The organism is Dictyobacter sp. Z7_2, from assembly GCF_057551105.1.
In genome coordinates this window covers 1,839,690-1,860,878 of record NZ_BAAJPE010000001.1, presented here as the reverse complement: position 1 = coordinate 1,860,878, position 21,189 = coordinate 1,839,690, and the positions used below count along the sequence as shown (strand labels likewise).

Sequence of the window (21,189 nt, the reverse complement as noted above, 5' to 3'; positions counted from 1 at the left end):
CTATGTTCGGTCGGCAGAATTATTGATGCGCGTTGAGAGGCCGCGTATAAGAGAGGATACTACCATGACTTACTCTTTGATGTCGCGTTTCCAGGTGAGAACCAGGGCAATCACAACGAAAGCGAGCGCATACGTACTAATGACCCAGAGAGCGTGAGAACCACTCACTGCGACCAATGGTTCGCTTCCGAAAGACTCAAAGCCGCTCTTGGCTGCTTCGGGCAGAAACATGTCTGGTAGGCGGTTAAGGAGCGGTCCTAGAAAGTAGGCTGTAACGTTTCGCCAGAAATCATTATGAGTTATCTGTGCGAGCACATTCATAACAGGCGAGCCAATATTATCGAGAGGAAACCAGACCAGCGAGGCGCTCAAACCAAAGGTAAGCGATCGCCCGAGCACGCTCATAGCTGCTGCTAGCAGGATTGTTGCTATCATGTTGATGAGGACTGTGAGCAGATCGATCCCGATATTTGACCAGAAGGCCGGTGTAAGGGCATGCAGCGAGTTCAGGTTTCCGTCCAGAATGAGCATTTGTCCACAGGTAAGCAGGATGGTCAAGAGGGTAAAGGTCACCAGAAGAGCAATTGCGATCAAGGCTAGCATGACAAATTTTGCGAGCAGTAGTTGCACACGGCCTGCTCCACGGGCCAACAAGATGCGAATCGTACCATACTGATACTCGCGCCCGATGACGAACGAGGTGAAAACCAGCAGAAAGATACCAGAGAGAATGCGGAAGATGACCAGATTGCTTTCCATTGAGTAGTAGAGATAGTGGAGAGGAGTGTGTTGCAGATCTGCGATTACTTCTCGCGGGTTTGCCCCGAGCAGATACCCGGCGCTAAAGATAATCGTCAGAAGAACCAGCATTGACCAGAAGAGGCGAGCAATTTTCAGGAACTCCCCGCGTATGATGCCTGAAAAGTTGGCATGTAGAGACGGCAAAGAGGCTGGTTCAGATGTGGTAATAGTCATCTGTGTGCTCATGTTTATTTATCTCCTTCATTCGCTTTGATCAATGAGAAAAAAACCTCTTCAAGATCCTGGGTAGCAGGAGCGAGGCTTTCTGGTAGAAAGCCAGCCTGGGCCAGGAAAGCATAAAGATCACGACCGCTTCCCTGGGGTGCAGGCGTAAGGAGTGTTCCGTTGCTATCCAGGCGTGCGGATTGGCCCCAGGGCTGTTGCTGAAGCAAGATCAGGGCTTCTCGAGCATGTTCGAGCCGTATCGTAAACTCGCCTTGTCCACGCAGCAGTTCCTTGACGGTTTTATCTGCAACCAGCTTGCCGGCATTGAGAAAGATGACACGCGAGCAGATCTGCTGGACTTCGCCCAGGAAGTGGCTGGAAAGGAAGATCGTCTTGCCCTCGCTTGCCAGCCGATGCACCAGGTCACGCATCTCAACAATGCCTGCTGGATCAAGCCCGTTGGCTGGCTCGTCAAGAATGAGTAGATCAGGGTTGTTGAGCAAGGCAATTCCTACGCCCAGGCGTTGCTTCATACCGAGCGAGTAGGTGCGCACGCGATCTTTCTGGCGTGTTTGCAATCCCACTTGTTCAAGAACTGTTATAACGTGCTGGCGTGATACACCGCCAAGAATCGTACCTATGGCTCGTAGATTCTCTTGCCCGGTCAGATGGAGATAGAGCGCTGGCGTTTCGACCAGTGCACCGATACGTGGGAGTACGTGAGCATGTTCGCGAGCGAGATCACGTCCAAAGATTTCGACACGTCCGGACGTTGGAGCAATCAGGCCAAGCATCATACGAATAGAAGTTGTTTTCCCTGCTCCATTGGGGCCAAGGAATCCAACAATTTCCCCGCGCCGAACCTCCAGGTTGAGTCGATCAACGGCCACGCGTGAGCCGTAATGTTTGGTCAAATCGTAGGTGCGTAGGATTGTTGCATCTGCTAGAGAGAAAGAATTCGCCGTTGTGGCATGCAAAGCATGTTGTGCCTCCATCTGTTTCTCCTTTTGAAAATTCTAGAGGTATTTTTGACTGATATGCTGTTGACAGTATGTCTGCTTGTAATATATATGGCCTGCTTGCTGTGCACTCTAAAGCAAACAATCAGACGGCATCGCCGCGCATAAGAGAGATGTGCGAGCGTTTATTGCGCAGGTTTGTATAGAGTAGAATGGGCAGAGTATCCCTTTATGAAGAAGAAGATAGCGAGCCCGGACGCTATTGCCATCATGAGTACAATTTTCAGCCAAGAGCCGGATGTACTTGTTCCAAATATCCCTTCGTTGCTGTTAAAAAGTTGAGGGAGATCGCTGCGCAGGCATAATCCCCAAATCAGTGTTGCCCCGAACACTACAAGCATAGAAAGTGTCATCAGGAGGGAGGGCAGTATTGCGAAGCGCAGGAGTCTGGTAGGAATATGACTACGTGTGACCGCGAAACAGACCGCACCTGTGCTGGTGACTACGGTGCCAAGGAAAACGACGATAAAAATGCTACGAATGAGCCATGTCAGAAAAGTTGAAGTGCCTGAAGGTACCAGCGCTTCAAGCAGTAAGGTAGTGCTTATGAAGATCGCTACAGCGAGAATAGGAGTCATGAGGAAAAGTAGCAGTCCATAACGCTTATCGGCAAGTGCATTCTTGACGACTGCCGCCACGATAGGCAGACCGCCGATGAGCATCGCCAGTAGTCCTGTGACTGCTCCAATCACGATAAGATCAAATGAGAATCCTACCAGGCTATAGGCTTGCGCGGCCTCGGCAAAATCAGAATATTCGGTCAGTTTTTGAAAACTGATGCCAGCCACGATAAAACCACAGTAAGCACAGAACATGGTTAGCAGAGAGCGACGGAGTGTGGAGAGCATTAGTTGTATCCTTTCAGAGAGGAGTAGAGTCGCTGCACCAAAAGAGGGATGAAGATGAGCATCGAGAGCACCACAGATGACATCAAATCCCTCGGATAGTGAGAAAGGATGAGATGCCAGTACCACGAGAAACTCCTCTTCATAACGATCCCGCCAGATACGTGGATAAAGAAGTAACAGCAGTCGCTGTATATTCATAACGTTGCTAACCTCCGCAATCCAAGCGTTGCCAGGGCCTCCATATTGGTCAACTGCTCACGCAAGAAAGCTATCCCGGTTGCCGTCAAACGGTACGGGCGCCGTCCGCGTTCCTCTGCTGGAAGTACCTCAATCAAACTAGACTCTTCCAGGCGTGCAATCGCTCCATACAATGTCCCTGTTCCCAGTCGTACGCCTGCCATTGTCTCAATATCTTCCATGATGGCATAGCCATGCTTTTTGCCGTCAGCCAGGCTGGCCAGGATTAAGATAGATGGATCTGAAAAGCGTCCAAGGTTGGGCTGGCCCATAAGATATTTTTCCTCCACATAATATAGTACGTCCAACGACATGTCACACGAAGACATGTCGTTGGACGTACTATATACTAAAATGAATGGAGCTGTCAATAGCTGTCTGTAACTTCTGGGAGTGCTTAAACTTTACGTGCGAGTGCAAAGTAGCAGCGGCTGTGAGCGTGTGCTTCTTCCCATTCGTTGCCGATTTTATCTATAACGCTATCAAACTCTTTCGGATCGACGTTCAGTTCCTTTACATAGATGGGTTTAATTCCTGCATAGGCAGTGAGATGACTTTTCGCCAGGAGCTTGCCTTCGCGCCCTCCCCATTCGCCGACTGGCAGGTCGTGGAAATAGACTTGTTTATCGGTGAGCAATGTTTCATCTTCCATGAGCGTGCTCAGGGACTCGCCGATGGCGGGATAGATGTTGCGTGAAGTACAGAACTGCTCAATCCAATCTGCCATCTGTTGTCCTGCCTTTTGCATGGGCTCAACGCGATGGAGTATCTCTGTCAGCTCAAGCCATCCTCCTGGTGCTGTGACGCGGACCAGCTCTTTGAGTAGCTCGGGCCATTTATCGGCGGGTATCGCTGAGGCGAGGAAGCGTTGATGGACAAAATCAAAGGTGTTATCGGGGAATGGCAATCCTTTAAGCACATTCCCCTGGATGAAGTGACAATTGGTTGGAACTGTTTCGGCAGCTGTCGGGGGCATCTCGATATCGATTCCGGTCACCTGTGCATGTGGAAATTCGGCGCTGACCTCGCGTGCCCAGCGACCGGTTCCACATCCCACATCGAGAATTTTGCGTGGAAGCTGAGTCATCATCGGGGCTACATAGCTGACCTTGAGCGCTTGTTTGACGAGATAATGTTGAAAGTCCAGGCGGTTGATTTCTCCCAGATCCTTGGGAAGCACGTAGGGAACATCTTGTCGATAGCGACGTCCACTGAGGAGCACCTCTACCGACTGCTCAACGTTTGTGCTGGTTGCAGACTTTTTTTTCTTCCAAAACGGAAACCACGGCATGCTCTATTTCCTTATCCTTGTCTCTCATCCATTAAATGCGGGTAAATATGCATAATGCACATGGGTTTAAAGCACGGAGATATATGATTCGTAATCTTCACTCTCAAGGACATATTCTTGCTGGGAATATACTACAGTGCCAACAGTTCGTCAACTTGAGTAAGGAGACGTTGAGTATTCGCAAAGCCATAATTGATTGCTCGTGCCTGTCCATTAGCATCTAGCACGACCGTGCTGGGCACGGTCAGTATGTGATAGGTTTGGACGAGCTCGTCGTTGGTTGTGGCATCGATATCCACGACCGTCACGGCGTTGCCGCGTGCCTCTAGCACGCGACGCAGGGCCGGCGTCTGCAACTGATGGCATTGCCGGCAGTCGATGCTGCTGAATGCCAGTATCCGTGCCTGAGAGCGTCCGGGCTCTGCTCGATCGCCAGTTAGCGAAACAGGAACGGATACTGTCAGTAGTGGAGCGGCGGCTAACGCTTTCTGACGCTGAGTCTCAATGAAGCGGCGGCACAGCCAGATGACTGCACTGCCGATTGCACCTACAACTACGAGTATTGCCAGACGGATAAATATCTCCTGCATAACTGCCTCACACTCCTCTCCAATGGAAGTTGCCCTCGTAGCGTACCTTTGGGAGGAGGCCAGCTCGCCCTAGTTGATAGTAGACAAAGCAACCAGCACAGAAACCCGTGGTTAGATTGATGCCTGCCAGGATGAAGACGATAATATCCAGTATCCAGCCAATGCTCGTGGCGGGCGTGAGGAAAAGGACAATGCTGGCGGCAAAAAGAAAGATCGCCCCCACTCCCTGCGCAAAGAGGTGCGGGGCGGGATCGTCCTCGACAATGCGTGGTTTTAACAGGCCCAGCGGCACGACCACATACTTGTAGAGGAGTCGATATGGACTCGCCTGAGGGAATAACGCGGCCAGGGTCATTATTAGCGCGGTGATCAAGACGAGGATTGGAAGGTTGAATAAAAATGCTACTGCGGTGAGCAGTACGGTGCATCCTTGCGAAAATTTGCCTTGATGCGTGTCTACACGCAGTACCTGTGTAGTGGTGCTTGGTGATGGTGTGTTCATGAAAATTCAGCTCCTGTGCAAGGGTAACAGATGGCGAAAATGCTTTTATAATTTCTATTGTACAATTAGTGCAAAAGCTGTCCGTGTCGGATCTTTCTCACCTGATTGTAAGTTGACAATGTATATATATATTGTTATGTATTTATCTAAATTTGTCAATGAAAAATTGATGAATACTCAAAGAACTGCATCTGTGCCTGTAGGTTGACGACCTCCTCAGGGGGCTTGGCGAGGAGGTCGTGATGAGCTTGCACTAGATGATCTGCTGGCTAAGAGGTCCTCAGCAGGATTTTACCTGCGAGAGGACATTATTCCAGATCTCTTTGTCAAAGAAAAATCCTTTCGATGATGGACCATCTCCATCTGGCAAGGTTTCGCTGACCAGACGCTGGCTGCCGAGATACGCTCCTTCGTAGCCATGTGCCAGCTTATAGAGAAGATCCTGTGAGCCAACGCTTTCCAATTGTTCATCTTTCGTCTGTAATGTGCCACATCCCCAGGCTCCCAGCGCCACCAGCGTTGTGCGCGAAGAGATACTATTCATCCAGCCTTCATAGGCATAGAGAGCATCGCTGCGTGCGCCATCCGAGTCGTCGGAATTGAACTCATGCTCCATACCGGCTTGTCCCTCATATGGACTGGTGGTGCCGTCGGCGATCTTGGCCTGACCGCCCGCTCCCGTGCTGGTCACAGTATCCTGATAGGTGAAGGTGGCAAGCTGATCAAAGATCCCGACCGTGTTGCTGAGATCCAACTGATTATAGATAAATGGATGTCGAACACCTTGTCCGCTGCCTCCACAGCCATCGTTACCGCCGTTCATCAAGAGATTGCCATCATTGGCCCACGCGGCGAGAATATTGGTGAAGCCAGTGGTTTGTAGCTGCTGCGTAAAGGTTGTATAGTCGAATGCTGTGAAAAAGCTATTCAGGACGTCAGAGCCGAAGTAGAGTCCAGCTGCAACTTCGATATTGAGATACCCCTCTCGATAGTTGGGATTTTTGGTTTTGCCGAATTTACATGGTCCATCGAGATCAGCTTTGAAATTGTTGACATCATTGAAATCATAGTTGCCCGCCACGGCCAGCGCCAACATGAGTATGGTGACTTTGGCCTGCTGATCTGTGGGGACCTCACTCCAGATAGTTGGTTCGTTTTCTGCCAGTAGTAATCCTTGCGCGATATCATTATGTGACCAGCCTTCTAGGCCACCATTGGCATCAGGCTCTTTGCCACCCGAAACCATATTGCCGACCGATGCAATCAGGCGGCTGGCTACGCTTGTGCCATCGCTGGCTTTCGCGTCGGGCTCGTACCAGGCTACCAGGGCCAGATAGTAGAAGGCTTTGGCGTTGTAGACCTGCTTCGCCAGGTCGCCCGGCCGAGGACTACCACTGGTCGGGGCGGGATAGGATACCAGTGGGGCCGCTACTGCACTATCGATCTGTGCTTGTGTGAAGGTTGGTGTCAGTCCTGGCAGCGAAGGAGGCGCTGGCGCTGGATTTACGATCGTCGTGATTGGATCGGGTGTAGGTGTGGGTGTCTCCGTGGGCGTAGGAGTCGGCGTAGCCGTTGGCGTCTCGGTTGGCGTAACCGTTGGAATCTCAGTCGGCGTGGCTGTGGGAGTTGGAGTGCTCGCTGTCGTGCCATCGGGCTCTTTCCCCCAGATGAGTTTTCCGTCCTGATACAGGGTTACCTTTGAGGCGTCTTTGAATGAGGAGCTGGATGTATTAAATGAGTAGTCGTTGCTCTGATTGAAATAGCTATAGTCAGACTTCCAGGCGCGAATCTTGATTTTTCCAGTCGCGCTATTGGCTGCCAGACGTCCAGATTTGAAACCGATCTGAAGATAGTAGTCGGCGGTTGAGGTCGCTGGTGTGTTGGCAACCGCTTTTTCTGTAATGTTGCTACAATCGATCTGAGCATAGTCGCATGTCACTGAGACATGCTTATTTGTATCGCGTGTAAACCAGTAGCGCATCGTAAATTGCTTTAGTGAGACACTGCTATCCGTTGTATTGACAATTTGAAACATGCCCTGGGTCTTTTTGGATGCTTTATCTGTGACAGTGGCGGCATATTGCACTTTAAATGAAGTCGCCTGGGCATGACTGTCATGGGGGAGTTGTATGATAATTACACTTAATATGAGAGCTAATAAGCAACATGTTACTATGATGAAATATTTTGATTGATGTGTCATTCTGTTCCTTCCATAGAGTCATCATATAAAATATCTGGTCTGCTTCTCTAAGGATCATATTGCTGAGGAAGTCCTTTTCTACTTTGATTGCTCTACCTCAATCCGCTGCGGAAATGATTGTTGCGCACCTGTGCGCGTGGTGGAAAGTGCTGCAAAGATGCTTGCCTGCCGCATGACATCTGTGAGATCTATGTGATGGATATTTTTGCCTCGTTGTTGCTCCTCATTGAGGAGGGCAGCCAGCGCACCGGCAAAGGCATCGCCGGCTCCTGTAGAGTCGATCGCGTGGACCTTATGAGCGGCCTGGAAGGTGCTCTCTTTCTCTGTGGCCCAGACAACTCCAGCGGCTCCAAGCTTGACAATCCCGATTCGTGCGCCTCTCTGATGAAGCTGCTGTGCCGCTTCTTTGGCCTGTTCCACAGTACTTATCTGTGTATTGAGGATCATTTCGGCCTCTCCTCGATTGGGCGTAATCACATCCACCTGCAGCAGTGCGGTGGGAAGTGTGCTCTGACCTGGGGCCGGGTCGATGACGATGGCTGCGCCTTTTTTGTGGGCGATCTCGATGGCCTGAAGGACGATCTTCAGAGGGATTTCGAGCTGCATCACGAGAATATCATCCTGCGTGAGTATCTGCTCAAGATTTGTGAGTGCTGCTGTCCCGATCTGGTAGTTCGCTCCTGAGACGACAGTAATACTATTTTCTCCCTGCTCGTCTATGTGGATGAAGGCCAGTCCGGTAGAGCTTTCTGCCTGGTGTGCTACATAGTCGAGATTGACTCCCGCCTGGTGTAGCAGACTCAGGGCGGACTCAGCAAAAGCATCGTTTCCCACCGCGCCGATCATCGTAACAGCGGCTCCCATGCGACGTGCTGCCAGTGCCTGATTGGCTCCTTTACCTCCCGGCGTACTGGTAAAATCTTTGGCCAGGATGGTCTCTCCTGGTTGTGGCTGATGCTGGACTTGAACTACCAGATCCAGGTTGATGCTGCCAAACACTACAACACTCATACGCGCTTGCCCCTTGCAAGAAAATCTCATCAGTCGCGTTACAAAAAGCGCAAAAAATAGCTCTGATCGTCTGTCTACGCGAGTACTATGAAAATAAATGAAGTTTACAAACTCATTATCATTATAAGTATAGACATTTTTTAGCTGGAAGGGAATGACCAGGGTGATCTTAAGGAAAATTGTCCCTTAAAATCACCTTTCTCGCAGGAACATGCTGCTCTATTAATACTTGTAGAAATGCTGCAATGTTTCCTCTTCGGGCGATTTCTCTTTGAAAAAGGCAACTTCGTTGCGCTTGACTGCGAGATACGCTTTACTGAGCAAGGGACCGAGGGCTGTCGTCAGGACTTGATCGTTTTCCAGGGCATCCAGAGCAGCTTCAAGTGAGGTTGGGAGGCGATCGATGCCGCGCTGAGCCCTCTCATCGTCGCTGTAATTGCCGGGATCGATCGTCTGCGCCTGACCGGGATCGATACGGTTCGTGATACCATCCAATCCCGCAGCCAATAATGCTCCCAGGGCAAGATAGGGATTACCACTATGATCGGCTGGCTTGAACTCGATATTGGTCGATTGTTCTTCGTTCCCACGATATTGGGATGGAATGCGTACAGCTCCCTCGCGATTATCGAAGCCGTAGGCGCTGAAGGCCGAACTCCAGTAATGCGGCAGCAGGCGACGATAGGAATTAGGGCTACCATTTGTCAGCGCGATCAGTGCATGAACGTGGCGCAGGATGCCGCCAATAAAGTAGAGTCCAAGTTGACTGAAGCCGTTGGGGGCACTGGGATCATAGAAGAGATTTTTGCCAGGATGCTCGCTCTGCTCGGTGCCCCATAAGCTCAGATGAATATGGGCACCGCTGCCCGCCTGATCCAAAAACGGCTTCGGCGCGAACGTGGCATAAAGATTATGTTGACGGGCGACTCCGCGAATGGTTTCGCGTGCCAGCAGGACATTATCGGCGGCGCGTAACGCATCGGTATGGCGCAAGGAGAGCTCTTGTTGTGCCGGGCCGAGCTCGGTATGGAAGAGTTCAATCGATACTTTTTCGGCCTCCAGAGCTGCGATAATGGCATCGATGACCTGAGCTTGCTCATCCAGGCCAATGCTGCTATAGCAGAGACTGCTATCGGCAGGGGTGTACTTTTTCCCTTCTGTTGTCTCTTCCAGGCGCGCCAGATAAAATTCGTGCTCGACTGCGGCCTCGACTCTGATCCCCTGTTGTGCCAGTTGCTCCAGAGTGCGTTTCAGAAAAGTGCGTGGGCAGGCATCGGAAGGGGTCCCATCAGGATTCGTCAGATCGCTAAACATAGTGGCCGCATGGGGGACATAGGGGAGTACCACAAATGTCTCAGGATCGGGGAGAATACGAAACTCTCCGATCGGTCCCAGACCTTCGACCTCGGCGAGTGTTTCCACTCCTGTAAATGCCTGCATCGCTCGTGTCTGGCCAATTCCTTCTTGTAGTCGTGACGCCAGCTTACTGACATGTGTGGCCTTTCCACGAATGATGCCACCATTGTCGCAATACAAGAAGCGTACCAGGCGTATCTTTTGTTCCTGGGCATGTTGGACGATATTGTGGATACTCGTGCTCATGAATTGCCCTTTCCTTAAAAAATATCTTGCTCCATCTTAAAATAAGTGTGCTTATCTGAACATGTCTGAAGGGAGATATATGAATTAGCCTATAGCTTAGTCAATCGATGCAGGATTGTCAACAGATTTTTTTCGATCTGTACTGTCCTGTTTGCTGAAACATCTGGCAGGAACTATTGGAACGTGAGGCGTTTTGAAACGTAAGTTCTTTGAGGGAGATATGCAAGCTTGCATTTTCATTGCTTGCTCATTTTCACGTCTAATTGACAGGTTGGATACGTGTACATTACTAGTGGCACATCGTTTCTCTGTGACAAAAAAATGCTTTGGCATTAGAATAGGAGATCTATTATGGGACACGGAGGACATCACGGAGGAGGCGGCGGCGGAGGCTTTGGAGATGGCGGCGGTAGAGGCGGCTTCGGCGGAGGAGCCGGAGGAAACTTTGGAGGAGGAGGCTTTGGAGGTCCGGGAGGTGGCTTTGGCGGCGGCGCTGGAGGAAACTTTGGAGGAGGAGGCTTTGGAGGTCCAGGAGGAGGCTTCAGTGGCGGAGGTTTTAGAGGACCGCGTAGAGGTGGCTGGGGTGGTGGACCCTGGGGACCTCGTCGTCGACGCGAATGGGGCGGCGGAGGTTTTAGAGGACCGGGCTTCGGCGGAGGCTTTAGAAGTCCATATTATGGTCGAGGTGGTGGGTACAGCGGCTGCTCAGGTTGTGTCGGTTGTCTGATCCCGATTGTTGTGCTGGTAGGATTGGCTGTGACAGCTCTGGCTCGCTTTGCCTTTTGGAAGTAACATCTATCCTTTTCGATCGGCTCGCTACCCTGGGCGGCGAACCGATCTTTGTCTTCAGTTGGTGACGCCGATTTATAACTGGCTGGTCAGTGTGGCGACCAGTACAGCCTTAATCGTATGCAACCTGTTCTCAGCCTGATCAAACACGATTGATGCCTCAGACTCAAATACCTCCTCAACCACCTCAAGACCATCCAGGCCAAAGTTTTCATAGAGTTCTTGCCCGAGCCTGGTCTCCGTGTTATGGATAGCTGGTAGGCAATGCATGAATTTGACCTGTGGATTTCTGGTGTTGGCTAGCATCTGGCTATTTACCTGATATGGTTGCATATATTTGACACGCTCTTTCCATAGATCGGGAGTGCCTCCCATTGAGACCCAGACGTCCGTGTAGAGGAAGTCACAATTCAGGACAGCGGTCTCAACGTCTTCAGTCAGTAAAATACGTGCCCCTGTCTCTTGCGCTGTCGTGCGAATCTGTTCGACCCTGGCATGTTGAGGCCAGCAGGCTTTAGGTCCTGCCAGACGTATATCCATTCCCATCTTGGCGGCGCCGATCAGCAACGAGTCGGCCACATTCGAGCTGACGTCCCCCAGGAAGCAAAAGGAGATCTCTTTTAATGGCTTCTGTGAATATTCTTTCATCGTAAGGAAGTCGGCCAGAGTCTGTGTGGGATGGGCTTCATTGGTGAGACCATTCCAGACCGGGACGCCTGCGTGATGAGCTAACTCTTCGACCACTGATTGCGCAAAGCCGCGATAGCCAATTCCATCATACATCCGGCCAAGTACACGAGCCGTGTCTTTGATAGATTCGCTCGATCCCATATGTGAGCCGGTTGAGCCAATGTAGGTGACATGAGCACCTTGATCGTAGGCGGCGACTTCGAAGCTCGTACGTGTCCGTGTCGAATCTTTTTCAAAGAGCAGCACAATTTGCTTCTTTTGCAGCGAGAGCGTCTCCGTCCCGCTACGTTTTGCCGCTTTCAGTTCTGCCGAGAGGCGTAGCAAAAAATCGATTTCTTGCGCTGAAAAATCATCGAGCTTCAAGAAATGTTTGTGTTGCAAATTGACAGTCATTATTTTCTCATCCTCAGTATTTCGTCTCGTCGTGCAAGGGTCGATCCATACACAGTATTTTTCTTCTAAGTCTAAAAATATAGTGTATCACCAGCGCTTCGTCAATATGGAATATATCCATAGTCGGAAAATTCCCATGGAGCCCTGCGATGGCAAATCATCCTCAAGGACAGGTGTTTTCATCCCTGCGATCAAATTGTTGTATATTTTCAATATGTTGTTCAATGCTGATCCATAGTATAGAGAGAGAAGGAGCCAGTCATGTCACCACTTTTTACGAGCGGAGATATCGTCTTATTTCAAGGTGATAGCATCACAGATGCTGGACGCGAGCGTGAAAATCCTGACCATCTGGGTTATGGCTATGCGGCGCAGGCCGCCTCGTGGTTTCAGGCGCAGTATCCTGAGAGAGACGTCCGTTTTCTCAATCGAGGTATCGGTGGTAACCTGACCAGGGATCTGGTGGAACGCTGGCAGCAGGACTGCCTGGATCTTCACCCGACCTGGATTTCATTGCTCGTGGGTATCAATGATGTCTGGCGGCGCTATGATAATCATACCGTAACTCCTCTAGAGAGCTTCGAGCGATCCTATCGGACGCTGCTTGAGAAGAATGCGGCGAGCGTGAAGGCGCGTCTGATCCTCTGCGAGCCGTTTGTGCTGCCGATAACGGCCGAGCGCGAAAGCTGGCTGGAAGATATTGGCCCTAAAATTTTCGCCATTCGCCGGCTGGCACGCGCATATAGAGCTATCTATGTGCCCTTCGACGGTCTATTTGCTCAGGCCGCGACGCAACGCGAGCCGGCCTTCTGGGCCAGCGATGGAGTTCATCCATCCCCGGCTGGACACGCGCTGATGGCGCAGGCGTGGCTACGAGCCGTCAAGGCGCTCGCTTAACGAGCGCGTGCGGCTTTTTTTTCCTGGCGGCGACGTGCGGATGCCGCCACCCCTGCATAGAGGATACGCCGAATACAAAATCCGAGTAGAAATCCGCTGATGATGGCTATCAGCAAGAGGAGGGAAGCGGAAAGCCCCGCCGGGATACGTAGTACGCTGAGCAGAATGATCAAACCGGCCAGCAGGACAATTCCTACGATGAGCGCAATCTCTGTCAGGAATGGCGAGATCAATGATCCTTCCGAGCCGAATTGCGAGACCTGCATGCTGAGTGTGCGCAGCACCACAACTTGATCATTATCCCCAAGCTCTTGTACCGTTTGTAGAATCTGGTTGTACTCGGCTTTTGAGATCGTTTTTCTGAGCAGTTGATGAATATCCTGGTAGACGCGTAATAAGGCAGCCAGCAGGAAACCAACCAGATAGGCCAGCACGGTGAAAAAGACAGGTCGAATCTCGGTGGGATTGGCCTGGATCAGGTAGCCCAGGACCGCCAGGCAGAAAATGACCAGGATCACCGCCAGCACTGACCAGATAGCTCCTTTGACGAAGTGTTTATAGAGCAGGCTGAAGACAAGCGGTATAAAGCGTTTCTGTACCAGTTGTGATCCTCCTGCGCCCAGAACTGCGGCCTTCTTTTTATACGGCAGATGTTGTGTTGCTTGCAATAAGAGGCGTGATTGCTCTCTGAATGAGAGCGCAGAGAGTCTGGCGATCAGAAGTTGCTGCGGCACTTCAGCCGGATGATAGGGTTTCTGAGACATGGTATGGGCTCCTTTTGCCTGCTTGTCTCGACCTTCATGGGCATCCAGATAGGATGCCTTCAAATTATAGCTCATGCGCACAGATGTTTGTCGGTGCGCATGAGGATGAGCTCGCTTTATAGTGCGTGTCCGGTAGTGTCATCGGTCTCCCAGGATTGGGATTGAAATTTCAAGAAGATGGCGGTCCAATTATTTTGCGCTGGAATGTATATAAGAAGAGCTCCATCTTGCCAGATGCCATCTTCACTAGCATGACCCTTATCGTTTCCCTGGTTCATGTGGATATTGTGTATGCCATTGCCTGGCTCAAAGCCAAAGTTGGCATCGGGTTTGCCGTTCTCGGGACCCCAGCGCGTCCCGAAGGCATAGACGCGTGCCTCTGGATCGCTGATGGCTTGCTGGATATGTGTATCGACAAGCTCATTTAACTGCGTCTCCGAGCCGATATCAGTAAAATGAAGCGGCTGCATCTGGGAGGCATCGACAATATTGCTGCGCACAAAGTCGATGGCCAGACCATCAGGCTGGCTGGCGAGTGCGGTAAAACCGTCGGGCAGTTTGAGCAGGTCAGCTGTGGTTTCGTATTTGAAGTCTTCGTCGACGTGGTAGAGCAGATTGTAGGGTTTGACGTCCGAGAGGACGTTGACGGCGATGCGGTAGTCGATGCTTTGCTCGTCGATCACGTGGATCTGGTAATGATGCGACTTTGGGGTGCCTTTGATGCTTTCTGTTGGATGTGCTTTCAATACGCCATAATCTTGTATCGGCATCTGTTTCTCCTTTTTATAGTGCCACCAATGGCAATCCAGAAATAATCATCTGCATGATGCCAACAAAATATTCGGGCATAAAACATGCAGATGCCATCTCTCTTATTGGTAACGATTTTAGAGTGCCTGATAGGTACATTATGACAAGATCTTATGAGTTTGGCACGGTTATTCATTTATTTTGGCATATAATGTCGCTTTTAATTCTCCTGCGTTTGAGGGAGATGTACCATTTCGGCACTGATGTCCCACATCTGCTTTTGGAGCGTCTCGTTATACGTAATAGCCGCTGATGGCTTGGGAATGCTGTTGACAAAATATTTTCCTGTCACCTGCTCTACGTCGGGCGATGTGGCCAGATAGACCGATGTACTGGCTCCCTCCTCAGGAGATGCTCCGAGAACTTTTAAGATAGCTCTGGCAATTGTCCCTATCAGGGGACCAACGTTGTTCATGCCAATATTGGTACCTACAAAACCTGGATGGAGCGCGTTGATGGTCACACCGGTTCCCTGGAGCTGGCGCGCTATCTCATAGACGGTAAACATTTGAGCCTGCTTCGCGTTCCCGTAGACACTCATCATGCTATAGCGTTGCTTTGATTGCAGATCATCAAATGCCACTTTGGCATTCTGGTGAGAGCCGGAATTCACGTCGATAATGCGTGCCGGAGCACTGGCCTTGAGGAGATCCAGTAAAAGATATGTGAGCAGGAAGGGAGCTAAATGATCGACTGCGAACGTAGTCTCAAAACCATCCACGGTTTCTGTGCGCCTGGTGAATGTTGCTCCGGCATTATTGATGAGCACGTGTAGTTGTGTGTAATGCTCATGGATGTCTTTCGATAGTTGACGAATAGATTCCTGGATAGAGAGATCAGCTATGAAGAGATCTATGGATGGATTATCACATTTTGTTTTGAGCTCTTGCTGTACCTGCTCACCCTTGGCACGATTACGCGCCACGATGATGACAGTTGCCCCCCGACTTGCCAGAGCATACGCCGTGGCTTTGCCAATGCCATCGGTTGCGCCCGTAATTAAACAGATTTTACCTTGCATCTGTGTTGGATCTACGCTCATAAATGGTCCTTTCATACAGCCCATGTGTCCATTCAAAGAAGGTGAAATATCAAAGTAGCGTCGTGCCCTCGGGCACGATGTCCCACTTGACGTACGATCAGGCAGGCCAGCGTGGTGCGCCGAGATCTTCCTGTCTCGTACGAGTTGCTGGGACATCGTGCCCGAGGGCACGACGCTACTTTGATGAGCATACCATACTCTTGCTAGCTTGTTAAGCGTTTATCGGCGGCGGTGCTCCCATATGAGGTGATGGCGATGGGCGTGGCAAGTTTCTCTTCTAGCAGCGAGAGGTATCTCGCGCATTCACCTTTTGAAAAATGGTGTCCTGCCTGTGGTGTAAATGTCTGATATTCAGGTGTGCATTGCTGGAGTTTGTGGGTGAGCTTTTCTTGATGGAGCAGGTTGGAAGGCTGGTGCACCTGTATGCTGGTCAACCTATGATGATCATGTGTGAAGTAATCGGACAGATCCTGTGTCTCTTCTGGATAGCGATAAGCGGTACATACCTTCCAGGCTGGCAGTGTTGCCAGACGGTCAAGATGCGTCACGGCCAGAGCATCAAGCTTGCCTACGACCGAGCGGGCATAGTTTGTGGCGACCAGATCGAAATGTCCGACACGAAACGTCTGTTGCCAATCATTCCAGACGTTGTGGGCTTCTGGCAGTGCCCTGGTCAGATGGATATCTTCTGTCGGAAATGGTCCGGCTCCGTGACGTGTCGCGTAGGCGCGCACGATACCAAGCCGGAAGGTCTCACCGCTGTAGTTATGCTCCTGAAGTAGTGTGTCGGCGTTAGCAAAAGTTGTGGTGCTCCAGGTTGAATAAGGAGCAAAGGCGAAGTTCTCGTCAAGCAGTACGCCTTGCGCGCCTTCGAAGATCATGACGCCGTCCTGAGCCAGGAGGGCGCGTATGCTATCCGCATCAACGATCTCGACGCAGTCAGCGAAGTACTCATAGACATCGATGCAGTCCTCAATGTCCTGTTCACTGGTAAAGGTGGCAAGCTCCTGCTGGACTGCGTCTGTACTGGGAAGCTTGTCGCGGATGGTGGCGATCTCGGCGTATTTCGCTTCGCGTAAAAAGCTGAGTTTTTTTCGCATAGCTGCTCGATCCTGTAGATCGCCAGCGAAGAGGACCTCATTGCCATATTTGAGATGATCCGCCATGCACTCGCCGATCCCTTCTCCGCAACTGCCGTGCCGAGCTGTGCCGCGAGCGACTTCTTGTAGCCTGTTGGCCGCCTTCTGGAAGGGCGTGATGACGAGTGCCTGTCGATCTATCTGCGTGCGCTGGAGGGCGTTTCTTACGCCAATGGAGCTCAGATGGCGCTCTTCTTTGAGCATGTTGAGCGGATTGATGAGCATGAAGCGTGAGAGCAATGTTTTTGTCCAGGGGAGGAGCATGCCACTGCCGAATTGCGCAAAGGTGTGATGCCTTCCATCTCCGGTGACGACGTTATGCGCTGCCTGCGGTCCTCCATTGTAACGGATAATCGTATGGGCTCTGCGCTGTCGGGTAAGAAAATCGGTCATTGTTCCTTTACCGGCATCCCCGAAGCCCAGATCGGCGATCAAGATGGCTTGCTTTGTCTGATTCATAACATCGACTCTTTCTGGTCTGGCGTCCTACGCGGGAACGTTGGCTCCGCGTAGGACTTGAGGCGTTGGCAATGAACTATTAGATGCGCTCGGTTTTCGTACCACCTGTGGTATTCTGCTGGATCAGCTTTGTCAGATCATCACCTGTCGTGGTGGCGACTTTATTGCTGGCATAGACTTGTAGTGCTTTGGCGGCGGCTTTAATCGAGTTGGCATTGGCACCCGCATCGAGCAGATCTTGTTCTCCGGCGGCCAGATTGATCGCCTCTTCGGTGAGCCCGATCGCCAGTGCGATTGTTTCGCAGACCGCGTTCTCGTCGTCGAGGAAGATGACATTCTGGCCCAGTAAATTCTGCCAGAAGTTCTGGATACCTGTATCTCGTCCGTGACCGGCATTGCGCGGAAAGATGAAGAAGAAATGATAACGACGCTGCACCTCCGCAATGATGCTTTGCAAGGGGATATCTTGCTGCAAGGTGTCGCCGATAAGATTGGCTACCTGCTGCTTGTTGACGAAAGGATACGCTTTTTCGTCTCCAATCAGGAAGGCATAGCCCTTGCTGCCACGTTTCTCCCAACAATCGATCGAGGTATGTCTGGCCAGAAAGTAGAGCGGCAGTTCGTAGGATTCATGATTGGTGCCACCTCCACCACCTTCAAGTATGATATTGCGCAGATGCTCATCCATCTCCACGCCGCTCTCGAACTGTCCTACTTGCAGCGGGATATGATCGCAGGTGGCATCGCCAAAGGCTCCAAAGAGGATCTGGGGGTCCTGGATATAGCCTTTGAGCAGCAGAACCTTCATCAGTTCAACCAGCTTCTGCTGGAAGATACGCGGAATTTGCCCCATCGAGCCGGTTTCGTCAAACAGGATGCTGATCGCGTTTGAGCGCGGATGCGTATCACTATCGCGGCTCTCGCGCATCTTGACCCATTTGGGATCGAGTGTGGGATGAATATGCCAGCGTCCATTGGAGCGAGCCGCATTGCTATAGGCGAAGTCATCCTTCTTATGCGCTTTCCGTAGACGTGCCGCTTCTGTGTAGGCATCTGTTGACCAATTTGTGCTACCCATGTGTGTATCCTTCCATTCTATGTGCTAATGATGACGATCAATTTGCCCGAGCTCCGTTAACGTCCGGGCATTGCGAACTCTCTAAAACGCCGTGGTCCCCACAGGCGTCCGATCAAGTCATCGAACTCTTGAAGCAAGCTGATCGCATCCTGTGGTCGTTGTTGGGCCAGCGGAAGCATGCATCCCTTCAAGTAGTTTTGCAACTGCCAGGGGATCGTGGCTGGCAGCGTTTGCTTGTATGGATCACCACCCAGCAGGTCGACCATACAGCGAGCAGCCATGGCGATATCCAATCCCGGAGTGGGAACCTCTTTCGCCAGAACTTCACCCGGATACCATGCACGATAGGGAGCGCTGAGTGCACTGATACGTTCACCTGTCACCGCAGAATTGAGGGTGGCATATGACCAATCAATCAGTACCACACCATGCTGCTCGGGTTGAATCAGGACATGGGTGGGGAGCACCGCTCCATGGATGACTGCATGATTATGTGCAAATCCAAGTGCAATCAGTAAGCGTCGCCAGATCCACGCCATATCCCTGGGATCTATGCCCGACGTATAAGCCTCGCGCACCTCCTTTAAAGAATAGAGTCCCGGTGTATAGGCGAGCACGTTGACGTGTCGGACCATACCTGATGCCTCTTCCCGATAGGAAAAAGTATTGTTGAGCTGTGAGACAAAATGGCGCTGCTTCTGATAGTCGTCGCTCCTGCACAGATGGCTAAGAATCCGAGCCTCATTGGCAACCAGATCGTTGTCGGCTGGTTGCAGCGAGATCTTGAGGATCTCCTGGATCTGCTTGTCTGCAACCTGCGTAGTAGCCCGATACAGGCCACACAGATCTCCTTGCTTGAGCAGACGCGTGAGCGCATATGTATGCCCTTTGATGTGGATCATAAATGTGTCGCTCTGAGTGGCAGCATCTGCCGTACCGTAGGTACCCTGTTCAATCTTGACTTGCGCCTGCTCCCAGAAGTGTACTAATTTTTTGAAGGCCGTGCTGGCTCTCAAAAATTGCTCTGTTTGCTGATAGGCGTCGGGATGGACAACCTTGGCGATCCGTCTGAAGACTCCTTTCGTCGTCAGCAGCATCTCGTCCGGCGTCCCTGAGGCAGGACCGAAGACGTCTTCTGGCCTGGATGCCTTATCAAGTTCTGCTTTCATATGATCGAGTTCTACATTTCTCACTCCGAAACTCCTTTCGCCTACCTGGATGATCAGGTTATCTATCTACTCTATCAGAGTTAGTGTAAATAGTACACTAACTCTGATAGAGTAGATATACCATAGAAAAACCCTCCTGTCAAGGGCTTCTTGTGGTTGTGATTGGCTTCTCTTTTATTTTTGAATCAGAGAGATAAAAATTAGATTTAAATGCAATATTAGTCATAATGCTTCTGTTTTTCTATCTATATGTAAAAAGTATGTATGTGAATATTTTGGATGTTGTTGCTTGTCTATACATTTATAATTAAAGTTGAAGGTGTTGATTGCTGAAAGTTTATGAAGTGAATTGACTCAAAAATGAAGAAAAAATTTCTATGCGATCTCCATTTCAGAGGTTGAAAATCTCTAGTTTTCAGAGAAGCAATTTTAATCTCATGCTAGTCAGTCTCTTATTGCTAGGAGAGTTGTTTTTAACGTTATCTATTGCGCAACCAGAGGCCAATGTTGGAACAGCGCATGCAGTCTCTCATAGCCATGTCGTGACAAGAAATATCAGGAAACCGATATTTCCCGCAACGTCGTCTCTGGGAAAAGATCAGCCATAAGAGAGAGGTCATATAATACAGGAGGCAGAGGTTTTTCTGCTTGAACCTTTTCCTTAAGTATGTCGTGCTCTACAAATGTAATTGTCAACGCCGTGCGCAATGGTCTGAATGAAAATAGTAAGCATGCCTCTATCGTTCTCTGCTAGTGGAACGATAGAGGCATGCTTTTGCTTGAAGCAAGCAACTGGAAATTTGCCTGAAACTGCAAATTGTTGTATGCAACATAATACATAAAAGATACGCTAGAAAATCTGCGGCTGTCCTTTTGGACAGCGAAAATACTGTTCTCCCGCTCAGTACGCGCATGCGCCTTTTCAGGTACAGTGATAGCACAATAAAAGATCATTTATCTGAAAGGAGCCTGATATATGACTCATGTTACTGACAACGTTCGCCAACGGACAGCATTGATTACTGGTGCTTCTCGTGGATTAGGTTTGGCTCTGGCTCGCCAGCTTGCGCAGTTGCACTGGCATTTGATCATTGATGCCCGTAACGAGGCTGCTTTGGAGGTGGCACGTGCTGAATTGTCGTCATGGACAGCAGTGACCGCTATCGCTGGCGATGTTTCTGAAGCCTCTCATCGCCAGGCGCTCGCCGACGTAATCCGTGCGCATGGCCAATTGGATGCTCTCGTCAACAATGCTAGCTCTCTGGGGGCGAGTCCGCTCCCTTTCTTGTATGAGTATCCTTTGACAGTGCTGGAAGAGGTCTATCGGACAAATGTGCTTGCTCCGCTGGGCCTGATTCAGGCGGTCAGGCCATATATGGCGGCTGGAGCATGTATTGTGAATATCACGAGTGATGCAGGCGTGGAGGGATATCCAGGTTGGGGCGGCTATGGATCAAGTAAGGCCGCTTTAGAGCAGCTTTCGCATATCCTTTCGGTTGAAGATGAGGCCATGCGCATTTATTGGGTTGATCCTGGCGATATGAGAACACAGATGCATCAGGATGCTTTTCCCGGAGAAGATATTGCTGATCGACCATTACCTGAAGAAAGCGTGCCAGGTTTGCTCAAACTGTTGACAGGTAACTATCTCAGTGGTCGTTACAGTGCTCGCTTGCTGGGCCAAGGATAA

General features: G+C 50.7%; 20 protein-coding genes. 3 read left to right on the top strand and 17 right to left on the bottom strand.

The features are described from left to right. Positions 1-69: 69 nt before the first annotated feature. From AC27N8_RS07280 to AC27N8_RS07235, 10 genes are all read right to left on the bottom strand, one after another. On the bottom strand, positions 70-987 hold the full coding sequence (locus AC27N8_RS07280) for an ABC transporter permease (RefSeq protein WP_487065459.1): 918 nt from the start codon (positions 985-987) through the stop codon (positions 70-72). Between the two features lie 2 nt (positions 988-989). Next, complete coding sequence (locus tag AC27N8_RS07275; RefSeq protein WP_487065457.1) at positions 990-1,961, bottom strand: ABC transporter ATP-binding protein; 972 nt, start codon at positions 1,959-1,961, stop codon at positions 990-992. Between the two features lie 149 nt (positions 1,962-2,110). Continuing rightward, on the bottom strand, positions 2,111-3,031 hold the full coding sequence (locus AC27N8_RS07270) for a hypothetical protein (protein WP_487065455.1): 921 nt from the start codon (positions 3,029-3,031) through the stop codon (positions 2,111-2,113). Then, the gene (locus AC27N8_RS07265; RefSeq protein WP_487065453.1) at positions 3,028-3,342 is read right to left on the bottom strand and encodes a PadR family transcriptional regulator; all 315 of its coding nucleotides are present in this window, start codon (positions 3,340-3,342) and stop codon (positions 3,028-3,030) included. Before AC27N8_RS07265 ends, AC27N8_RS07270 begins: the two co-directional genes overlap by 4 nt. Before the next feature lie 125 nt (positions 3,343-3,467). Beyond that, the gene (locus AC27N8_RS07260) at positions 3,468-4,361 is read right to left on the bottom strand and encodes a class I SAM-dependent methyltransferase (protein WP_487065451.1); all 894 of its coding nucleotides are present in this window, start codon (positions 4,359-4,361) and stop codon (positions 3,468-3,470) included. Positions 4,362-4,492: 131 nt separating this feature from the next. Then, complete coding sequence (locus AC27N8_RS07255) at positions 4,493-4,951, bottom strand: thioredoxin family protein (RefSeq protein ID WP_487065449.1); 459 nt, start codon at positions 4,949-4,951, stop codon at positions 4,493-4,495. A 7-nt stretch (positions 4,952-4,958) separates the two neighbouring features. After that, entirely contained in the window at positions 4,959-5,453 is a 495-nt protein-coding gene (locus AC27N8_RS07250; protein ID WP_487065447.1) for a DUF4395 domain-containing protein, read from the bottom strand. A 280-nt stretch (positions 5,454-5,733) separates the two neighbouring features. Further along, positions 5,734-7,656 (bottom strand): cellulose binding domain-containing protein, encoded by a 1,923-nt coding sequence (locus AC27N8_RS07245; RefSeq protein WP_487065445.1) that lies wholly within the window; start codon positions 7,654-7,656, stop codon positions 5,734-5,736. A 78-nt stretch (positions 7,657-7,734) separates the two neighbouring features. Then, positions 7,735-8,667 (bottom strand): ribokinase, encoded by a 933-nt coding sequence (gene rbsK, locus AC27N8_RS07240; protein WP_487065443.1) that lies wholly within the window; start codon positions 8,665-8,667, stop codon positions 7,735-7,737. Between the two features lie 222 nt (positions 8,668-8,889). Continuing rightward, complete coding sequence (locus AC27N8_RS07235; RefSeq protein WP_487065441.1) at positions 8,890-10,269, bottom strand: glutamine synthetase family protein; 1,380 nt, start codon at positions 10,267-10,269, stop codon at positions 8,890-8,892. Between the two features lie 351 nt (positions 10,270-10,620). Between AC27N8_RS07235 and AC27N8_RS07230 the strand changes: the two genes are divergently transcribed. After that, positions 10,621-11,061, top strand: a complete 441-nt coding sequence (locus tag AC27N8_RS07230; protein WP_487065439.1) for a hypothetical protein — start codon at positions 10,621-10,623, stop codon at positions 11,059-11,061. Positions 11,062-11,133: 72 nt separating this feature from the next. On the opposite strand, the gene argF is transcribed toward AC27N8_RS07230, so the two are convergent. After that, positions 11,134-12,141, bottom strand: a complete 1,008-nt coding sequence (gene argF / locus AC27N8_RS07225; protein WP_487065437.1) for an ornithine carbamoyltransferase — start codon at positions 12,139-12,141, stop codon at positions 11,134-11,136. A 261-nt stretch (positions 12,142-12,402) separates the two neighbouring features. On the opposite strand from argF, the gene AC27N8_RS07220 reads away from it, so the two are divergent. Next, on the top strand, positions 12,403-13,038 hold the full coding sequence (locus tag AC27N8_RS07220; protein WP_487065435.1) for an SGNH/GDSL hydrolase family protein: 636 nt from the start codon (positions 12,403-12,405) through the stop codon (positions 13,036-13,038). On the opposite strand, the gene AC27N8_RS07215 is transcribed toward AC27N8_RS07220, so the two are convergent. The 6 genes from AC27N8_RS07215 to AC27N8_RS07190 form a co-directional block, all read right to left on the bottom strand. Then, the gene (locus AC27N8_RS07215) at positions 13,035-13,802 is read right to left on the bottom strand and encodes a hypothetical protein (protein ID WP_487065433.1); all 768 of its coding nucleotides are present in this window, start codon (positions 13,800-13,802) and stop codon (positions 13,035-13,037) included. The two genes, AC27N8_RS07220 and AC27N8_RS07215, sit on opposite strands and share 4 nt — an antisense overlap. Before the next feature lie 116 nt (positions 13,803-13,918). Further along, complete coding sequence (locus tag AC27N8_RS07210; protein WP_487065431.1) at positions 13,919-14,572, bottom strand: DUF2278 family protein; 654 nt, start codon at positions 14,570-14,572, stop codon at positions 13,919-13,921. Between the two features lie 200 nt (positions 14,573-14,772). Further along, positions 14,773-15,654, bottom strand: coding sequence for an SDR family oxidoreductase (locus AC27N8_RS07205; RefSeq protein WP_487065429.1), 882 nt, complete (start codon positions 15,652-15,654; stop codon positions 14,773-14,775). A gap of 203 nt (positions 15,655-15,857) precedes the next feature. Beyond that, positions 15,858-17,252 carry an adenylosuccinate synthetase gene (locus AC27N8_RS07200; RefSeq protein ID WP_487065427.1) on the bottom strand — a complete coding sequence of 465 codons (1,395 nt, stop codon included), beginning with the start codon at positions 17,250-17,252 and terminating at the stop codon, positions 15,858-15,860. A gap of 79 nt (positions 17,253-17,331) precedes the next feature. Continuing rightward, a complete protein-coding gene (locus AC27N8_RS07195) occupies positions 17,332-18,330 on the bottom strand; it encodes a hypothetical protein (protein ID WP_487065425.1) in 999 nt (332 codons plus the stop codon). A gap of 56 nt (positions 18,331-18,386) precedes the next feature. Beyond that, positions 18,387-19,523, bottom strand: coding sequence for a protein kinase family protein (locus tag AC27N8_RS07190; protein ID WP_487065423.1), 1,137 nt, complete (start codon positions 19,521-19,523; stop codon positions 18,387-18,389). A gap of 952 nt (positions 19,524-20,475) precedes the next feature. On the opposite strand from AC27N8_RS07190, the gene AC27N8_RS07185 reads away from it, so the two are divergent. After that, positions 20,476-21,189, top strand: coding sequence for an SDR family NAD(P)-dependent oxidoreductase (locus AC27N8_RS07185; protein WP_487065421.1), 714 nt, complete (start codon positions 20,476-20,478; stop codon positions 21,187-21,189).